A 19,053-nucleotide genomic window follows, 5' to 3' on the forward strand; every position below is an offset into this window, starting at 1 on the left:
CACAGTTAACCGAGTAAGGAGTTTATTGTGGCTCGTAAAACTTCCATTGAGCGTTATCGTAACATCGGTATTTGCGCTCACGTAGACGCCGGTAAGACAACCACAACCGAACGTGTGTTGTTCTACACTGGTCTGTCTCACAAACTTGGTGAGGTGCACGATGGTGCAGCTACCATGGACTGGATGGAGCAAGAACAAGAACGTGGTATTACCATTACCTCTGCAGCAACTACATGTTTCTGGCAAGGTATGGATAAGCAGTTCCCAGAACACCGCGTAAACATCATCGACACCCCTGGACACGTTGATTTCACCATCGAAGTAGAACGTTCTCTGCGGGTACTTGATGGCGCTGTTGTCGTTCTTTGTGCTTCTTCTGGTGTTCAGCCGCAAACGGAAACCGTTTGGCGTCAGGCGAATAAATATGAAGTTCCACGCATGGTATTCGTCAACAAGATGGACCGTGCAGGCGCTGACTTCTTGTCTGTTGTTGAACAGATGAAAACTCGCTTGAATGCAGTTGCTGTACCAATGCAATTGCCAGTGGGTTCAGAAGAAAACTTCCGTGGTGTTGTTGACCTGATCAAGATGAAGTTCATCAACTGGAACGACGAAGACATGGGCACCTCTTTCACTTATGAAGAGATCCCTGCTGATATGGTCGACCAGTGTGAAGAATATCACGCTGAATTGGTAGAAGCTGCGGCTGAAGCCAACGAAGAGTTGATGGAAAAATACCTGGAAGAAGGCGAACTGACAGAAGCAGAAATCAAACTAGGTCTTCGTGCGCGTACACTAGCAAACGAAATCTGCCTGGTTGCTGCTGGTTCTGCATTCAAAAACAAAGGCGTTCAAGCGGTACTTGACGCGGTTATTGAATACTTGCCTTCACCAACTGAAGTTAAAGCAATTACTGGTATCTTAGACGATGAGTCTGAAGGTGTTCGTAAGTCTGATGACAACGAACCATTTTCGGCATTGGCGTTTAAAATCGCAACTGACCCGTTCGTTGGTACGCTAACGTTCGTGCGCGTATACTCAGGTGTTCTTAACCAGGGCGACGGTGTCGTCAACCCGGTTAAAAACAAGAAAGAACGCGTGGGCCGTATGGTTCAGATGCACTCTAACAGCCGTGAAGAAATCAAAGAAGTACGCGCGGGTGACATTGCTGCATTGATCGGTCTTAAAGACGTAACTACAGGTGATACGCTGTGTGATCCAAACAACAAGATTATTCTTGAGCGTATGGAATTCCCAGAGCCGGTTATCTCTGTTGCGGTAGAGCCGAAAACTAAAGCTGACCAGGAAAAAATGGGTATTGCTTTAGGTAAGTTGGCTGCAGAAGATCCGTCGTTCCGTGTTAAGACTGACGAAGAATCTGGCCAAACCATTATCTCTGGTATGGGTGAGTTGCACCTGGATATCATCGTTGACCGTATGAAGCGTGAATTCAAAGTTGAATGTAACGTAGGTCAGCCTCAGGTTGCATACCGTGAAGCTATCCGTAAGCCGGTTGAAGTCGAAGGTAAATTCGTACGTCAATCAGGTGGTCGTGGTCAGTTCGGTCACGTTTGGCTTAAATTGGAGCCAATGGTTATCGAAGAAGACGAAGATGGCGAAGACATCACGTACAAATTCGTTAACGAAATTGTTGGTGGTGTGGTACCAAAAGAGTACATCCCGGCTGTTGATAAAGGTATTCAAGAGCAGATGGAACAGGGCGTATTAGCCGGTTACCAAGTACTGGGTGTTAAAGCAACCCTGTATGATGGCTCTTACCATGACGTCGACTCATCAGAAATGGCATTTAAAATCGCCGGTAGCATGGCTTTCAAAAAAGGCGCAATGCAAGCCGATCCGGTATTACTTGAGCCGTTGATGAAAGTTGAAGTTATCACGCCAGAAGAATCTATGGGTGATGTGGTTGGTGACTTAAACCGTCGCCGCGGTCTTATCGAAGGTATGGAAGAAGCGCCAGGTGGCTTGAAAGCTGTCAACGCTGTTGTTCCATTGTCTGAGATGTTTGGTTACGCAACTGACTTGCGTTCACAAACCCAAGGTCGTGCATCATACTCAATGGAATTCTTGAAGTACGGTGAAGCACCAAACAACATCGCTGAAAAAGTGATGGCTGAGCGTAACGCTAAATAAGTAAGGTCTGGTCCGGTTTTTTACGAGACCGGGCTTTTAACTTAAGTTTGAGGAACTATCATGTCTAAAGAAAAATTTGAACGTTCGAAGCCGCACGTAAACGTCGGCACCATTGGTCACGTTGACCACGGTAAAACTACTCTTACTGCTGCTATTACTACCGTTTTGGCAAAAGTTTATGGTGGTGCGGCGAAAGACTTCGCAGCCATCGATAACGCGCCAGAAGAGAAAGAGCGTGGTATCACTATCTCGACTTCTCACGTTGAGTACGACACGCCAACTCGCCACTACGCACACGTAGACTGCCCTGGACACGCTGACTATGTTAAAAACATGATCACCGGTGCAGCACAGATGGACGGTGCAATCCTGGTAGTAGCGGCCACTGACGGCCCAATGCCACAAACACGTGAGCACATCTTGTTGTCACGTCAGGTAGGCGTCCCTTACATCGTTGTATTCATGAACAAATGTGACATGGTTGACGATGAAGAGCTGCTAGAGCTGGTAGAAATGGAAGTTCGTGAACTGTTATCAGAATACGAATTCCCGGGCGACGACCTGCCGGTAATCCAGGGTTCAGCACTGAAAGCACTGGAAGGCGACGAAGACTGGGCTAAGAAGATTGTTGAGCTTGCAGACGCGCTGGATTCATACATTCCGGAGCCAGAGCGTGACATCGATAAGCCATTCATCATGCCAATCGAAGACGTATTCTCGATTTCAGGTCGTGGTACGGTTGTAACTGGTCGTGTAGAGCGCGGTATCGTGCGTACAGGCGACGAGTGTGAAATCGTTGGTATGAAAGACACCACGAAGACTACCGTTACTGGTGTTGAAATGTTCCGTAAGCTGCTTGACGAAGGTCGTGCAGGTGAGAACATCGGTGCCTTGTTGCGTGGTACTAAGCGTGACGAAGTAGAGCGTGGTCAGGTATTGGCGAAGCCAGGTACAATCACTCCGCATACTAAGTTCGAAGCAGAAGTCTACGTACTGAGCAAAGACGAAGGTGGCCGTCACACGCCATTCTTTAAAGGCTACCGTCCACAGTTCTACTTCCGTACAACTGACGTAACGGGCGCAGTAGAATTGCCGGAAGGCGTAGAAATGGTTATGCCGGGCGACAACCTGAAGTTTGTTGTAGAGCTGATTGCTCCAATCGCAATGGACGAAGGTTTGCGTTTCGCAATCCGTGAAGGTGGTCGTACTGTAGGTGCAGGTGTTGTATCTAAGATCATCGACTAATCAACACACGTGTTGATAAAAACCCGGCTTCGGCCGGGTTTTTTTATGGCTTTTTTGCCCCTGCGGGGCGGTCGTTTGTGCCTGCGGCACGGCTGTTTGTTGCTACGCAACGGCTGTTTGTGCGCTCGCTTCGCTTGCGCACGGCCGTTTGCGCCTACGGCGCGGGAAAACATAAATACTGAAACCTAGACAGCCTTGTTTTTGGTTTTACCGCCGCCGGAGGGGGCAAATAGCCGTAACCGCCGAAGGCAGGTTACAAACAGCTGTGCCGCAGGCACAAACGGCCGCCCCGCAGGGGCAAAAGCCGCGAACGAAGTGAGCATCCACGCTTGCGCTTCACGCTGGCTTAAGTATTATGGGTGCGTGTTTGCAATTCATTGATGTATCGTGAAACGACTTTTCTTAACAGTAACATTATTATTATCAGTGGCATCAGGAGCTGCCGCTGCGCAGCAGCCGGTGTACGTTGCTGCTTATGATTTCCCTCCATTTTTCTCAGACACGCTAGAGACTGACGTAACTACTGAGTTAGTAGACTTATTAAATACGTCCCAAAGTAGCTACGAGTTTATTATTCAGGCTATTCCGCCCAATGGCCGTTATCAGGCTCTTTCCGAAAATGGTTGTTGCGATGTGATCCTATTCGAATCTCCCATATGGGGTTGGCAAGAGCGTGCGCTTGATATCGCTTCTACTTTGCCGTTACTCAAAGGTAGAGAGAGATTGGTCACCAAAAAGGTTGCTGGCCGTACCCAGGCCTTTTTTGACAACTTAAAAGGTAAAACACTAGGTGGTGTTCGCGGCTATCATTATCTTATGGCGGGCGAAATATTGGACTCGGCGGAGGTTGCAGAGCGCTACGATATCTATTTGGCTGACTCGCGCATTACTAATGTGCGTATGTTGTTGGGAGGCCGTATTGATGCCGCGGTGTTAAACGACGAACTACTAAGTGCCTTGCGCAATGCATCGGTAAATTACCTCGATCAGTTATTCGTATCTGAGCAGATCGAACACGAGTACGAGATGAGCGTCTTAATCGCGCCTAACAAGAATATTAGTCGGGACGAGATGCAGCGGTTATTAAGGGATTTGGCCAGAGATGGGCGCCTTGATACGTTATTCGCCCGCTTTAATTTGCAAAGATTCCAAATTTATCGACGTTAGTTAGTACACACTCAGGCCGAGACGGTTAGCTAGTTCGCGCACCATAAACATACCCCGCGCGCTGTTACCATAATCATTCAGGCGTGGGCTCCACGCAGATATCACGCCAAAATCCGGTACTATCGCAACAATACCGCCGCCCACGCCGCTTTTGGCAGGAACCCCAACGGTAAAGGCAAACTCACCACTTTGGTCGTACATACCACTGGTCGATAACAGTGCGTTAATACGCTGCGAGTCGCGCTTAGACATGATTTCTTTTTTTGAGAAAGGACAAACACCGTCGTTTGCCAAAAAAGTGAACGAGCGGGCGAGGTTCTCTCCAGTCATGGTTATCGCACACTGCCAAAAATAATGATCCAGTAACTCATCGACATCAGACTCGATGTTACCGAAACTTTTCATCAGGTGAGCCAGTGCTGCATTGCGGTGCCCGTGTTCCTTTTCTGACAGGTGGACATCGTGATCCGCATAGATCTTGTCGTTACCGCATAAGCTACGAACCAGACTCAAAACAGCGTTTTTACTGGCCGAGTAATGGCTGACCAACACATCGCTGACGAGGATCGCCCCGGCATTGATCATTGGATTACGCGGAATACCCTGTTCCCATTCCAGCTGTACAATAGAGTTGAAGGCTTGACCAGACGGCTCCATTTTAACCCGTTGCCAGAGGTCGTCCCCGAGTCGGTCCATCGCCAACATTAGGCCAAAAATCTTAGACACGGACTGAATCGAGAAGTGTTCTTTGGTATCACCGACATTAAATACCTCGCCGTCCAGCGTTGCCAGAGTTAAAGCGCAGTAGTCAGGGTTAACTTCAGCCAGCGCCGGGATATAGTCAGCGACCTTACCCGACGTTATCGTCATGGCCTCGTCATAAATGTCCTGTAACAACCGGTTAAGATCGTCAGGTGCATGGATGTGTTGACCACCACTGACTAATTCACGCGTCAAGAGGATGCTCCGGATGTGTGAGTGTTACTAAACGGCTACGCAGGCCGTCAGTTAACGGTATAGACTTTTGCTCTTTAAAGTCAAAATAAACCAAAATAGTTTTGCCTTTCGCGCACAGCTCGTCTTTTTGCCAAATCTCTGTTGAGATATCAAATGATGAACCACCTAAGCGGCTAACGTAGGTTTTAACGGTTACATTACTACCAAAAAATATAGGCCGTGCGTAATCAACTTCAAGCCGCGCGACGATCAAACTTTGTGTTTCGGGTGACATCTCGCCAAAAAACTCAAAAATCGGCAGGCGACCCGTTTCTATCCACATGGGCACTACCGTATTATTAACGTGGCCTAAGGCGTCTGTTTCATAAAAACGTACTTTAAACTGCTCTTCTAACATCGTCGTCTCTGTCAGTTAGGTTTTAGATAACATCGGTTTTAAAAAACGTGCGGTGTGCGAACGTTCTACCTCGCAAATTTGCTCTGGTGTTCCCTGTGCAATGATTTCGCCACCACCTGAGCCACCTTCCGGGCCTAAGTCGATAATCCAGTCGGCGGTTTTAATGACGTCCAGGTTGTGTTCGATAACAACCACCGTATTACCGTGGTCACGCAAGCGATGAATCACCGCCAGTAGCTGCTTAATGTCATGAAAGTGCAGGCCGGTAGTTGGCTCGTCTAGTATATACAATGTTTTGCCGGTATCCCGCTTAGACAGCTCACGTGACAACTTGACTCGTTGCGCCTCACCGCCTGACAGTGTTGTCGCCGACTGACCAAGTCGCACGTAAGATAAACCAACATCCATAAGCGTTTGCAGCTTGCGCGCAATAGCAGGGATAGGGTCGAAGAATTCCCGTGCTTCTTCGATGGTCATATCCAGCACTTCGTTAATATTCTTACCCTTATACTGAATATCCAGCGTCTCGCGGTTGTAGCGTTTGCCCTTACAAATATCACAAGGCACGTAGACATCCGGTAAAAAGTGCATCTCGACTTTGATAACGCCATCGCCCTGACAGGCTTCACAGCGCCCGCCGCGCACGTTAAAGCTAAAGCGACCAGGTTTGTAACCACGAGCACGCGCCTCGGGCACGCCGGCAAATAATTCACGGATTGGTGTAAAAATACCGGTATAGGTCGCCGGATTAGAACGTGGCGTACGGCCGATGGGGCTTTGGTCTATGTCGACTACTTTGTCCAAATACTGTAAACCGTCGACGCTTTGGTAAGGCGCTGGCTCGCCGGTTGTTGCCTTATTTAATTCGTGATGGGCAATATGGAACAGTGTGTCATTTACTAATGTCGACTTGCCTGAACCGGACACGCCGGTAACACAGGTCATGACGCCAATGGGTAGCTCAAAATCAACGCCCTTAAGGTTATTACCGGTGGCATTTTTTATCGTCAATCGACGCTTATCGACTTTAAAGCGCTCAGCAGGCACTTCAATTTCTTTTTTACCTGACAAATAATCGCCGGTAAGTGAGTTCTCACTGGCGATAATGTCGTCAACGTTACCCTGAGCAATGATTTCGCCGCCGTGTACGCCCGCACCCGGACCAATATCGATAACATGATCGGCCTGACGAATCGCATCTTCGTCGTGTTCAACCACAATTACCGTATTCCCTAGGTCGCGCAGATGAGTCAGGGTATTCAGTAAGCGCTCGTTATCGCGTTGGTGCAGGCCAATACTCGGCTCATCCAACACATACATTACACCAACTAACCCTGCACCGATTTGGCTGGCCAGCCGAATACGCTGGGCTTCACCACCTGACAGTGTTTCTGCACTACGGGACAGACTCAGGTAGTTAAGGCCCACGTTAACCAGAAAGCGCAGACGGTCGTTAATTTCTTTTAAAATCTTTTCTGCAATTTGTGCCCGCTGACCTTCCAGGCTCAGCGATTGGAAAAATTCCAACGCATCGCCAATGGAGCGCTCGGCAACCTGGGGCAGCGTGGTGTTTTCTACAAAGACGTGGCGAGCTTCCGGACGCAAGCGAGTGCCATGGCAGCTTTTGCATGGCTGCATGGCGATGTATTTGGCTAAGTCTTCGCGAACTGCTTGTGACTCTGTTTCACGATAGCGGCGCTGCATGTTGGGGATAATTCCCTCGAACGGGTGTTCGCGCACCACCTTGTCACCACGATCATTAACATAGGTGAATTTGATTTGTTCCTGGCCACTACCAAAGAGTATTTTATGCTGCAGCTGTTCGGATAAATCCTGGAACGCCGTTGCCAGCTTAAAATCGTAATGTTTGGCTAACGACTGCAGCATTTGATAGTAGTAGAAGTTACGTTTGTCCCAACCACGGATCGCGCCGCCCGATAGCGATAGCTCCGCATTGGTAATAACTTTTGCCGGATCAAAAAACTGTTCTACACCTAAACCGTCACAGGTATTACATGCGCCGGCAGGGTTGTTAAACGAGAACAAGCGTGGCTCAAGCTCCTGCATACTAAAACCGCAATGTGGGCAGGCGAAGTTAGCCGAAAATACCATCTCTTCGTCATCGCCTTCCATCGGTGCGACTAATGCGGTACCGCCGCTTAATTCCAGCGCGGTCTCGAATGACTCCGCCAGACGTTGTTCCAGGCCTTCACGTACTTTAAAGCGGTCAACAACCACTTCTATGGTGTGCTTTTTCTGCAGCTCTAACGGCGGCGGATCGCTTAAGTCGCAAATTTCACCATCGATACGGGCGCGAATGAACCCTTGCAACGCGAGGTTCTCCAGTACCTTAATATGTTCGCCCTTACGGTTTTGGATAATTGGTGCCAGCAGCATAAGTTTGGCACCTTCCGGAGCTGACAACACGTTATCCACCATCTGCGACACGGTTTGTGCTGCTAATGGTACGTCGTGAGTAGGGCAACGGGGTTCACCAACCCGGGCAAACAATAGTCGCAGGTAGTCGTAAATCTCGGTAATGGTGCCGACCGTTGAACGGGGATTATGTGACGTCGACTTTTGTTCAATCGAGATCGCAGGTGATAACCCTTCAATTGAGTCGACATCGGGCTTTTCCATTAGTGACAGAAACTGCCGCGCATATGCTGACAACGACTCAACATACCGGCGTTGACCTTCAGCGTACAAGGTATCAAATGCCAGCGACGACTTACCCGAACCGGACAAACCAGTGATCACAACCAGCTTGTCGCGTGGAATAGAAAGGTTAAAGTTCTTTAAATTGTGCGTTCTTGCTCCGCGTACTTCTATACTATCCATTCATCGCTTCCTGTTGGCTTTCTGACATCATTATCGCACACCCGACCGCTTCTGGTACAATGTCATCATTGAAGAATTTAGTAACTGTGGTTCATGTCACAACAAACACTTAATCATACCGAAAAAAGAGCGGCGCTGGCGCTGGCATCAGTATTTGGAATACGGATGCTGGGGCTGTTTTTGATCATGCCGGTGTTGGCGATCTACGCGCGCGAATACCCGGATTACAGTGCGGCACTTATGGGCTTTACGCTGGGGGCTTACGGGTTAACCCAGGCGCTATTGCAAATTCCAATGGGCATGTTGTCTGATCGCATCGGGCGCCGTCCGGTTATCGTTTTGGGCTTGTTGGTGTTTATTATGGGTAGCGTGGTAGCTGCTATGGCAGACACACTGGTGGGTATAGCGATTGGCCGGGCAATTCAGGGGCTGGGCGCAGTAGCTGCGGCAATTCTGGCATTAGCGGCAGATATATCGCGTGACCAACAGCGCACTAAGGTCATGGCGGTTATTGGCATGTGTATCGGACTTGCCTTTGCAACGGCAATGGTGGCAGGGCCGCTGTTAGGCGGCGCGTTGGGATTATCCGGATTGTTTTGGTTTACCGCCGGTACCGGCGTGCTGGGTATTGTGATTTTATTGCTCAGCGTACCTAAGGCGCAGACGCAAAGTGCAAGGCGTGACGCACTGCCGGTCGCGTCGGAACTAAAATCATTGCTAAAACATACGCAGTTATGGCAACTCAATATCGGGGTCTTTGTATTGCATGCAGTGCTTACGGCGTGGTTTATCACCTTACCCACGCAGCTGGAAAGTGCCGGTTTTGCGACCTCGACGCATGCCTGGTTTTATTTGCCGGCTATCGTGCTGTCTATTGCCGTGATGGTGCCGATGATTATTCGTAGTTCACGCACTGATAACCAGGTGTTCTGGTTTCGAATAGCATTAATTATGCTGTGCAGCGGCGTATTTGTTGGCGATGTCTTTGGCCACTCGGGTCTGAGTTTAGCGGTGGCACTACTGATATTTTTTGCCGGTTTTAATTATCTCGAGGCCTCGCTGCCGTCACTGTTAACGCGTGTCGCGCCGGCTGGTAGTAAAGGCAGTGCCAGTGGTATTTACGCAACCTGTCAGTTTTTGGGCGCTTTTGTTGGCGGTAGTGTTGGTGGCTGGGTCTTACAGTATTATCAGTCGCTGGGGTTAGGTATCTTTTCGCTGGCACTACTAGGCTTGTGGCTGTTTTCGACGTTATGGATGGCCAATCCTAAGCCGGTAACCAATGTCACGATTAATCTGCAGGCGGTTAACGGTAGCCAGCGAAATGGCCTTAATCAGGCGCTTGCCGAGGTTACTGGTGTCGAGGAAGTACGTTACGCGCCGGATGACGAAATTAGTTATTTAAAAGTCGATAAAAAGCAGTATGATGAGAAGACCGTGCAAGGTCTCTTGCAGCAGTATCAAACAACAAACTAAATTATAATTTTCAATACGTTACGGAATTAAACAGGAGTGCAACATGGCCAGTCGCGGTGTCAATAAAGTAATACTTATCGGTAACTTAGGTGCCGACCCGGAAATTCGTTATACCCAGAATAGTACCGCTATTGCCAACTTATCCATTGCAACCAGCGAAAGCTGGAAAGACAAGCAAACCGGCGAACCGCGTGAACAGACCGAATGGCACCGTTGTGTCGCCTATCGACGCCTGGCTGAAATTGCTGGTGAATACCTTAAAAAGGGCTCTAAAGTCTACGTCGAAGGCCGCTTGCAGACGCGTAAATGGCAAGGGCAGGACGGGCAAGACCGTTATACCACTGAAATCGTCATCAACGAAATGCAGATGCTGGATTCGCGTGGCGGCGGTGGCATGGGCCAAAACCAAAATCAAAACATGGGCCAGCCGATGAACCAGGGTGGCAACCAAGGCTTTAATCAGGGCTACCAACAGCCAGCGCAGCAGAATCAGCAACCGCAGCAGCCTCAACAGGGTAACCCGAATACCGGCGGTGGTCAGCCGAGTCCGCAGCAGCGCCCTCAACAACAGCCTCAGCAGCCGGCGCCGTTTGATCCCAGCTCGTCAGATTTTGACGATGATATACCATTCTAGGTTGGCAGGGAGCAGCTGACTATGTCACGCGCTGCTAAATCCATTAACAGTTGCTTAAGAAGCGGCTTTATCTGGGTTGTCAGCGCGTTTTTGCTTGCTTGTTCGCCACCGCACGAGCCGGTCAACTTGGCCGGCAACAATTGGCTCGGTTATCAACCTTTCTATGTTGCGAAAGAGCTCAACCCTCAAACAGTGAACGAGCTTGAATTTAGTATTCATTCGTTGCCATCCACTTCCAATCTATTACGTTTGATGTCTGAAGGACAACTCGATGGTGGTTTTCTGACTCTAGACGAGGCATTAATCTATCAGCAAGGCACTAACGAGCAATTGTGTGTCGCGGTGGTTACCGATGTCTCCCGGGGTGGTGATGGGTTAATTATGCGCCCCGACTGGCGTGAGCAGCCTGAACCATTACGAATCGCGCATGAAGCAACAGCCGTAGGCGGCTATATGTTAAAGCGGGCAAAGCAATTTGAGGTGTTTGAAGGTAAAGCCATACAGCCATCGGTTGCCACGCTAAACATGCACGCCTCACTCTTTGAGTCAGGGGCCGTTGATGGCGTCATAACCTTCCATCCAGTGCTTGGCAGGCTAGAACGAATGCCCAGCGAGGTTATATTCGACAGTTCCATGATTGCGGCCGAAATTGTCGACTTGTTAGTCATAAAAAAGTCAGTATGGGACAGGCATGGCGGCCATATTCGACCCAAATTAATGCAATTATGGCAAACGTCAGTCAGCGAATTTAAAGCACTAACCCCTGAAGTCACTCGTATTGTTTCAGTTAATACGGGCTTGTCACGCCGAGAATTAGTATTAGCGCTGGCGGATCTGGAGCTGGTAGGCGCTACAGACTCTGAAGCGTTTAACTTATCTGAAACGCTGAAATCGGTGCAACAATTTTTATTAGAAACCGGCCACCTGACTAAGCGCCAATCCTTGGATTATTGTGACAATGGGTGGGCAAACTAATGGCTGAAGCACGAGTTAATTTTTGGCGCAGTTTGTCGACCAGAATTACGCTATTGGTTTTTACGGTCAGTGTCGCGGTCTTTGTTTTTTTGGTTTGGCTAACGCTGTATTACCAGCAGTTAGAAAACCGTAACCTGGCAGAGCGCGAATTAAGAACACTGAATCTATCCTCGCAGGCTACGCTGAATAGAATTATTCGTTATGACTATCCGGAGCTTGCGCAAGAGGTTATAGCCGAGCTTGAAGTGCATCGCCGTGTCAGCCGTGCGTTGATATTTAATGAGCAGGGTTCGGTGGTTTTCAGTAACCTTAAAAGTGAAGTCGGGCGGCTGATTGAGCATGCACAGTTAGAGTTGCCTGAGGCATTCAGCTCACCAGCGGGTAAATTCTCATTAGTGGTCTATGAACCTGATTTAGACCGGTTTTATTCCAAAACACCCTTGGTTGGGCGTGCGAATCAGACTCAAGAGGTTGCAACCTGGACATTGCTAATGACGTATGAGTATGACACCAGCCTGAAGGCCGCGATTTATCAGCGCCGCTGGGCGCTTGCGGGTGAATTACTATTGGTGTTTATTCTTGCGTCGCTATTGAGAGTTTACTTGCAACATCGACTGACGCGACCATTGCAGCTATTACAACAGGGGGTTTTACAACTTCGGTTGACTAATAGCGACGTCGATATTGCGCTAACCGATAACGATGAATTGGGGCAAATGGCGCGCACTATAGAACAAATAGCCCGCGATCGATCGCAATACTTGAGCGATCTAAAGAACCTTAATACCGCCATCGAACAAAGCAACGAGTGTGTCATAATCACTAATATTGAGGGTGAAATCGAGTACGTAAACCGGGCGTTCAGTGACGTCACTGGTTACACTAAGGGCGAACTTATTGGCCAGAACCCACGCATTTTGCAGTCAGGTGCAACCGCTGAAACAACCTACGAAAGGTTATGGAACAAGCTTAAATTGGGTGAAACATGGCGCGGTGAATTGTTGAATAAACGCAAAGACGGCAGCAATTACGTGGTTTGGGCTACGATTACCCCGGTATTGGACGAAAATGACCGTATTACCCATTTTATCGGTGTCGAAGAGGATATTACCGAGCGTAAGGCTGACGAGGAAAAGCTCCATTTTCTGGCTTACTATGAACCGCTCACATCGCTGCCTAACCGTTTTCACCTAAGTGAACTGATGCAGCAGGTCTTGGCGGCTCATGACGGTAAACATTATGGTGCGTTACTGTTGGTTGATATGGATCGCTTACAGCATATCAATGATGCACGTGGCTATGAGTTTGGTAGTGAACTTATTAAGCGTTTTGCAGAGCGGCTGAAGCAGGAACTGAAAGGGCGTGAGCATACGCTGGCGCATTTGGGCGCCGATGCATTTGCGGTGTTATTACCGGAAGATGCCAGTAGCATTCAGGCGGCCAAAAATAAGGCGGAAGCCGTGGGACAGTTGTTATTAGCGACAACAGAGCAGCCGTTTCATGTAATGCGTGAAGAGCTGAAGATATCCGCCAGTATTGGTTGCGTCATTTACCCCGAAACCAATGTGATTATGCACAGCAAAATTGAGGCTGAACGTATCATTCGGTCGGCAGAAACGGCAATGCATCAGGCTAAACACAAAGGCGGCAATAGCTTCGAGTTTTACAAAGCTAAGTTTAGTCAGCAAGTGCAACAGCAGTTCGAGATCGAAAAACAATTACGCCATGCGATTAGTAAAGACGAGCTTGAGTTGCACCTGCAATCACAATGTCTTCACTCCGGTGAAGTTGTAAGTGCTGAAGCTTTGGTGCGTTGGAATCATTCCCGCGACGGCATGATTTCACCAGGGAAATTTATACCCGTAGCCGAGCAGTCAGACCTTATCGTTGACGTTGACCGCTGGATGTTAACGCGGGTTTGCCAACTATTAGCTGATCTGCAAAAACAAGGAAAGCACCTAAGCATCTCAGTCAATATTAGCGCGCGTCACTTTCGTAAGTCGGACTTTGAAGACTGGATTGATGCGTTAATAAAAGAGTATGAAATACCCCGTAAGTCGCTAGTTTTAGAGGTCACCGAAGGTGTCTTAATTGACGATGTCTCGGACGTGGTGGCCAAAATGCAAGGCCTGAGTCGGCAGGGGGTAGAGTTCTCCATCGATGACTTTGGTACCGGCTATTCGTCGTTGTCTTATATCAGCCAATTGCCGGTTCACGAGCTAAAAATAGACCAAAGCTTTGTACAGTCAATCGGTGATCGGAGAGCCGGGGACGGCGTAATTGAAACGGTAATATCTATTGCCAATCATATGAGTATGCGAGTTGTTGCTGAAGGCGTAGAGACTAAAAAGCAGGCAGAGTTCCTATTTAAAACCGATGCCAATGTCGTCATGCAGGGCTTTTACTATGCCCGCCCGGTCGAAGTGACGCAATGGCGGGCATCATTAACATAGCGGTTACTCTGATAAACCAAATTTAGTAACGAGCTTGTCAAAATAAGCCAGGTTACGCTTGGTGTAATCGCGTTTCTCGGTATAAGCCCCCGGATAAAAATTCTTTTTAAAGCTGTAAGCGACCAAGTCTTTTAACCGGTGCAGCGGGATATCAAAATTATCCACCGCTAACTGGTACTCATTACTGACCGTTGTCCTCGAAACCAGTCGATTATCGGTGCAAATGACGGTCGCTAAACGATTATCCAGCATGTGCTTAAAGTTATGGTCCTTAATATCACCAATGCTCGGATTGGTCTGCATATTCGACGTAAGACACACCTCTACCGCAATCCGCTGGTCAGCAATATAGGATGCTAACTTTTCACCGTAGGCCTTAGGGTCTTTAATTTTTGGGTCTTCTGTCATTTCCGGCGAGAACAATGAATAGCCATGACCCAAGCGGTCCGCATGGCACTGTGTTAACGCTTCAAAAATACTTTCGGCGCCATAAGCTTCACCGGCATGGACGGTTTTTAACAGGAAGTTCTCGTGTGCATATTCATACACGTCTTTGAACTTACTGGCGGGATAGCCAATTTCCTGACCCGCGATATCCAAACCAACAATTGGCAGACCTTCGTCATCGCGCATACGCACGCTGGCGCGCACTAACTCCATGGCCGCAGTGCGAATGACCTGCATTGGCTCGAAGTCGCGTAGTTGTTGGAATAGTTGGGTGTAGTAAGGGGAGAAACCTTTTTTACCAAACATACGCATCGCGCAGTTAATAATGCCGTAGTTAAATGGCGGCTTGTCACCATTTTTAACGTCTTCACGCTGATTGTATTCGGTTTTAGCACGTTTCAAGCCATCGTTTACCACGTGCATTATGGTGTCAAAGGTAACGCCTTTAGAAGGATCCATTAACAACTGCGGCGCAAATCGAACCTCGATATAGGTGACCCCTTCGTTTTGGTTATCAATCGCCAGTTCGTAAGAGGCCTGCTCGAGGTTTTCCAGATCCCGCAACACGGCGCAGGTATACTGAAAGCCGTTTAAATATTCACCGAGGTTATTGTAGTGAGACTTGAATACTTGCTCGAATAATCCTTCTTCGGTGTAGCTGGGTAACTCAACACCTGAGCGCTTAGCCATATCGACAAGGCTGCTGGCGCGAAGGCTACCGTCCAAATGTAAGTGCAAGTCGGCTTTAGGGATGGCTTGGATAAATTCGGCAGGGTATTGCATATCACTGGCTCCTCGGTAAGATTTGCTTTTTACCATGATGACATAAAAACAATAATATGGCTTCCTTGTATTTTACCTACTCGGCAATGAATGCCGGCAAAAGTACCTCGCTGCTGCAAGTGGCGCATAACTACGAAGAACGTGACCAACACGTGCTGTTGATGACGCCCGCGATCGATGATCGAGCGGGCGAGGGGAATATCGCGTCACGGTTGGGGATAAAGCGCAAAGCAGTGAGTTTTAAGAGCCACTGCGACCTTACCGAAAAGGTACTTGCACATCATAAAGCGGCAGCCATCGATTGCGTACTGATTGACGAGGCGCAGTTTTTAACGGAGCAACAAGTGTGGCAGCTGACTACCCTGTCCGACACGCATGATATTCCGGTGATGTGCTATGGAATCAGAACTGATGCTTTTGGCAACGCGTTTCCCGGCAGTGCGGTCTTGTTAGCCGTGGCAGATAAATTGGTCGAAATGAAAACCATCTGTCACTGTGGCCGCAAAGCAACCATGTCACTGCGGGTCGACGAAAATGGCGAGGCGATAAAAATGGGCGCCCAGGTGGCTATTGGTGGTAACGACCGCTATGTGTCCTGTTGCCGCAAACATTGGAAGCAAGCCATGGGCTTACGTTAGCTCAGGAAGTTAGACAGGTTGACAGCGACTCGCGTATAATTTGTGCATTCCGTAGTTTAGCCAAAGGCCACAAAATGCAGCAACTTACCCTTACCCGCCCAGACGACTGGCATCTTCATTTACGTGATGGCGCATTACTAAAAACCACCGTGGCGGCGTCCGCGCAGGTGTTTAATCGCGCCGTGGTGATGCCAAACTTAGTGCCGCCGGTGACTACGGTGGAAATGGCGTTGGCGTATCGGCAACGTATTCTTGCTGCCTTACCAGACGGATTGAGTTTTCAGCCATTAATGGCGCTTTACCTGACTGCAGAAACAACTGTCGAAGAAATTAAAGCCGCCGCTGAAAACCCGCATGTGATTGGCTTTAAACTCTATCCTTCAGGGGCGACAACTAACTCGGCAGCCGGTGTGAAATCTGTAGAAGCCCTGGCTCCGGTGTTAGAGGCGATGCAGCAAGAGCAAGTGCCGCTGCTAGTGCATGGGGAAGTTACTGACCACGATATCGATATATTTGACCGCGAAAAGGTATTTATAGATCGCCACTTAGTGCCGATTACCACCAGGTTTCCTCAGCTAAAGCTGGTGCTTGAGCACATTACTACCGGGGACGCAGTCGATTTTGTCATGGCTGCTAACGATAATGTCGCAGCAACCATGACGCCGCAGCACTTATTGATGAATCGTAACGACTTACTGGTTGGCGGCGTGCGCCCACACAACTACTGTTTGCCGATACTTAAACGACGCGAGCACCAACAGCGCCTGCAACAGGCGGCGTTATCGGGTAATGCTAAATTCTTTCTGGGTACTGATTCAGCGCCTCATGTACAAGCGAATAAAGAAACCGTCTGCGGCTGCGCCGGCTGTTACTCAGCGCCCGCTGCACTTGAGTTGTATGCAGAATTCTTTAGCCAGCACGACGCACTGGATAAACTGGAAAACTTTGCCTCGGTATTTGGTGCAGACTTTTATGGGTTTGAGCGAAATCAAGAAAAGGTCACGTTAGTACGCGACGAATGGCAACTTCCAGCGACACTGGATACCGCCGATGGAGCTATCGTGCCTTACTATGCAGGTAAAAAACTGCAGTGGCAGATTAAAAAATAGCTGTTGAGTAAAAGTTAAGTTTTACTGAAGAACTATCGTTATCTGTCGATAGTGAGTTTATAGTAAAACTAATTAGACCAGTTGGAACTTACTGCATGAAGCTAATACATAAACTGATCGTCGCTTTTGGCGTTATCGTCGTGGTGCTGGCGGGGCTTATCGGTACTGTGATTTACAGTGTGTCGAATATGGTACAGACCACCCAGCGAGCTGAACACACCTTTACGGTTATCAGCGAAGCGGAAGACTTGGTCAAACACTTTTTAAATATAGAAAGTGGCCAACGAGGTTATGTTATTAGCGGGGCAGAGGAATTCCAGCAGCCTTACCTTGATGGTAAAGAGGGGGTAGAACGTAATCTTAGATCGTTGCAACAACTCACATCCGATAATCCCGAGCAACAGCAACGTCTTGCTAAGGTCGAAGAAGTTTACCAACAATGGTTAGTTGAAGCTATTGATCCGCCCATCGATATTCGTACGCAATACGGCCCTGGTGCTATGGGGCTTGACCAGGCAGCATACCTGGTTAAGCAGGGGCGAGGAAAAGAAGGCATGGATCAACTGCGCCAATTAATGGATGCGTTTATTGCTGAGGAACAAGATTTATTAGTTCAACGAAGTCAAGCGGCCGATACCGCTGCCACTTTAGTGTATAGCATCGTGATAATCGGCGGGTTAATTGTAGCCTTAGTAGCTGTTGGCGCCGCCTTGTTGTTCCGCCGTCAGTTGGCCAGTCGCATAGACGAGGCCATGCGTGTCGCCACCGCCATTGCCGACGGTAACCTCAATGTTAACGTCGACGATGATGGCCGCGACGAAATCGCCGAACTCTTGTCAGCAATGGCAACGATGCAAACACAGTTGCGTGCGATGATGGGAGAAATTAAAACCGCTTCCACGGAGCTCGATACCGCAAGCCAGTCGGTGGCAAGCACCGCGGAGCAGTTGTCTGCCTCATCTAACGAGCAGACAAACGCGTCCGAAACCATTGCGACCTCGATACAAGAGCTCAGTACCAGCATTAATCACGTGTCAGAAAATGCGGCTGAAGCGCGCGAAATATCGGAAAGTTCCAGTCAAAATGCGCAGCAAAGTGCGGCAGTTATCGAGCAGATGATCAGTTCCATTAACCGCATTAGCGATGCAGCCAAACAGACCTCGCAGCAGCTGGTTGAACTGGAACAACAGTCGGAACAAATAACCTCTATCGTTAACGTCATTAAGTCTATTGCTGACCAAACTAATCTATTGGCGCTAAATGCGGCGATAGAGGCAGCGCGTGCGGGCGAGCAAGGGCGTGGCTTTTCGGTGGTCGCGGACGAAGTGCGAAGCCTGGCGCAACGTACCAGCGAGTCGACCGATGAAATCGAGACGATGGTGGCGAAGATTCAAAGCGGTACTCAGGCCAGCGTGAAACAAATGGAACGCGGTGCCAGTGAGGTCGAGGAGGGGGTTGAGCTCGCCTCTATGACCGGGCAGGCAATTACCGAAATTCGCGAAAGCTTTGACCGCGTGTTGCAAGTCGTGCAGGATATTAGCGACGCGTTAGGCGAGCAAAATGCGGCTAGTGATGAGGTTGCGCGCAATGTCGAGCGATTCTCTGACATGGCTGACCAAAATAAAGAAGCCACACAGCATACCAGCGCCACAGCACATCAGCTGCAAACCCTGGCGAGCAAGCTGGGCAAGGCAGTGAGCCAGTTTAAGTTTTAATCAAAGTCCCAAAACGCAGAACACCATCAGGGATTTATGAGTATGCTCATAAATCCCTCGCTTTTTTG

The 19,053-nt window shown here is 48.9% G+C and carries 14 protein-coding genes; 10 read left to right on the plus strand and 4 right to left on the minus strand.

The genetic code is table 11. The features are described 5' to 3' along the window. Nucleotides 1-27 precede the first annotated feature (27 nt). From fusA to KZ771_RS12865, 3 genes are all read left to right on the plus strand, one after another. Nucleotides 28-2,151: an elongation factor G gene (fusA, locus tag KZ771_RS12855; RefSeq protein WP_133540857.1), complete on the plus strand. Its 2,124-nt coding sequence runs from the start codon at nt 28-30 to the stop codon at nt 2,149-2,151. Between the two features lie 60 nt (nt 2,152-2,211). Next, complete coding sequence (tuf, locus tag KZ771_RS12860; protein WP_133541027.1) at nt 2,212-3,396, plus strand: elongation factor Tu; 1,185 nt, start codon at nt 2,212-2,214, stop codon at nt 3,394-3,396. A gap of 387 nt (nt 3,397-3,783) precedes the next feature. Continuing rightward, the gene (locus KZ771_RS12865; RefSeq protein ID WP_290570868.1) at nt 3,784-4,563 is read left to right on the plus strand and encodes a transporter substrate-binding domain-containing protein; all 780 of its coding nucleotides are present in this window, start codon (nt 3,784-3,786) and stop codon (nt 4,561-4,563) included. On the opposite strand, the gene glsA is transcribed toward KZ771_RS12865, so the two are convergent. The 3 genes from glsA to uvrA are packed head-to-tail and all read right to left on the minus strand — an operon-like array spanning nt 4,564 to nt 8,758. Then, nucleotides 4,564-5,520: a glutaminase A gene (glsA, locus tag KZ771_RS12870; protein ID WP_290653839.1), complete on the minus strand. Its 957-nt coding sequence runs from the start codon at nt 5,518-5,520 to the stop codon at nt 4,564-4,566. Next, complete coding sequence (locus tag KZ771_RS12875; protein ID WP_290570863.1) at nt 5,510-5,917, minus strand: thioesterase family protein; 408 nt, start codon at nt 5,915-5,917, stop codon at nt 5,510-5,512. Before KZ771_RS12875 ends, glsA begins: the two co-directional genes overlap by 11 nt. Before the next feature lie 15 nt (nt 5,918-5,932). Then, on the minus strand, nt 5,933-8,758 hold the full coding sequence (gene uvrA, locus KZ771_RS12880) for an excinuclease ABC subunit UvrA (protein WP_290570861.1): 2,826 nt from the start codon (nt 8,756-8,758) through the stop codon (nt 5,933-5,935). A 93-nt stretch (nt 8,759-8,851) separates the two neighbouring features. Here uvrA and KZ771_RS12885 point away from each other — a divergent pair, with 93 nt between their 5' ends. The 4 genes from KZ771_RS12885 to KZ771_RS12900 are packed head-to-tail and all read left to right on the plus strand — an operon-like array spanning nt 8,852 to nt 14,293. Beyond that, the gene (locus KZ771_RS12885; protein WP_290653840.1) at nt 8,852-10,231 is read left to right on the plus strand and encodes an MFS transporter; all 1,380 of its coding nucleotides are present in this window, start codon (nt 8,852-8,854) and stop codon (nt 10,229-10,231) included. A gap of 43 nt (nt 10,232-10,274) precedes the next feature. Beyond that, nucleotides 10,275-10,865: a single-stranded DNA-binding protein gene (ssb, locus tag KZ771_RS12890; RefSeq protein ID WP_290653841.1), complete on the plus strand. Its 591-nt coding sequence runs from the start codon at nt 10,275-10,277 to the stop codon at nt 10,863-10,865. Nucleotides 10,866-10,886: 21 nt separating this feature from the next. Next, the gene (locus KZ771_RS12895; protein ID WP_290653842.1) at nt 10,887-11,840 is read left to right on the plus strand and encodes a hypothetical protein; all 954 of its coding nucleotides are present in this window, start codon (nt 10,887-10,889) and stop codon (nt 11,838-11,840) included. Then, entirely contained in the window at nt 11,840-14,293 is a 2,454-nt protein-coding gene (locus KZ771_RS12900) for a GGDEF domain-containing phosphodiesterase (protein ID WP_290653843.1), read from the plus strand. Before KZ771_RS12895 ends, KZ771_RS12900 begins: the two co-directional genes overlap by 1 nt. 3 nt (nt 14,294-14,296) lie before the next feature. Here KZ771_RS12900 and KZ771_RS12905 read toward each other — a convergent pair whose 3' ends face one another. Next, complete coding sequence (locus tag KZ771_RS12905; RefSeq protein ID WP_290653844.1) at nt 14,297-15,523, minus strand: adenosine deaminase family protein; 1,227 nt, start codon at nt 15,521-15,523, stop codon at nt 14,297-14,299. Between the two features lie 56 nt (nt 15,524-15,579). Here KZ771_RS12905 and KZ771_RS12910 point away from each other — a divergent pair, with 56 nt between their 5' ends. The 3 genes from KZ771_RS12910 (at nt 15,580) to KZ771_RS12920 (ending at nt 18,985) form a co-directional block, all read left to right on the plus strand. Next, nucleotides 15,580-16,161 (plus strand): thymidine kinase, encoded by a 582-nt coding sequence (locus KZ771_RS12910; RefSeq protein WP_290653845.1) that lies wholly within the window; start codon nt 15,580-15,582, stop codon nt 16,159-16,161. A 74-nt stretch (nt 16,162-16,235) separates the two neighbouring features. Further along, nucleotides 16,236-17,270 carry a dihydroorotase gene (gene pyrC, locus KZ771_RS12915; protein WP_290653846.1) on the plus strand — a complete coding sequence of 345 codons (1,035 nt, stop codon included), beginning with the start codon at nt 16,236-16,238 and terminating at the stop codon, nt 17,268-17,270. 95 nt (nt 17,271-17,365) lie between these two features. Next, nucleotides 17,366-18,985 (plus strand): methyl-accepting chemotaxis protein, encoded by a 1,620-nt coding sequence (locus tag KZ771_RS12920; RefSeq protein ID WP_290653847.1) that lies wholly within the window; start codon nt 17,366-17,368, stop codon nt 18,983-18,985. Nucleotides 18,986-19,053: the final 68 nt, after the last annotated feature.

The organism is Idiomarina sp., assembly GCF_019431395.1.
Taxonomy (GTDB): domain Bacteria; phylum Pseudomonadota; class Gammaproteobacteria; order Enterobacterales; family Alteromonadaceae; genus Idiomarina.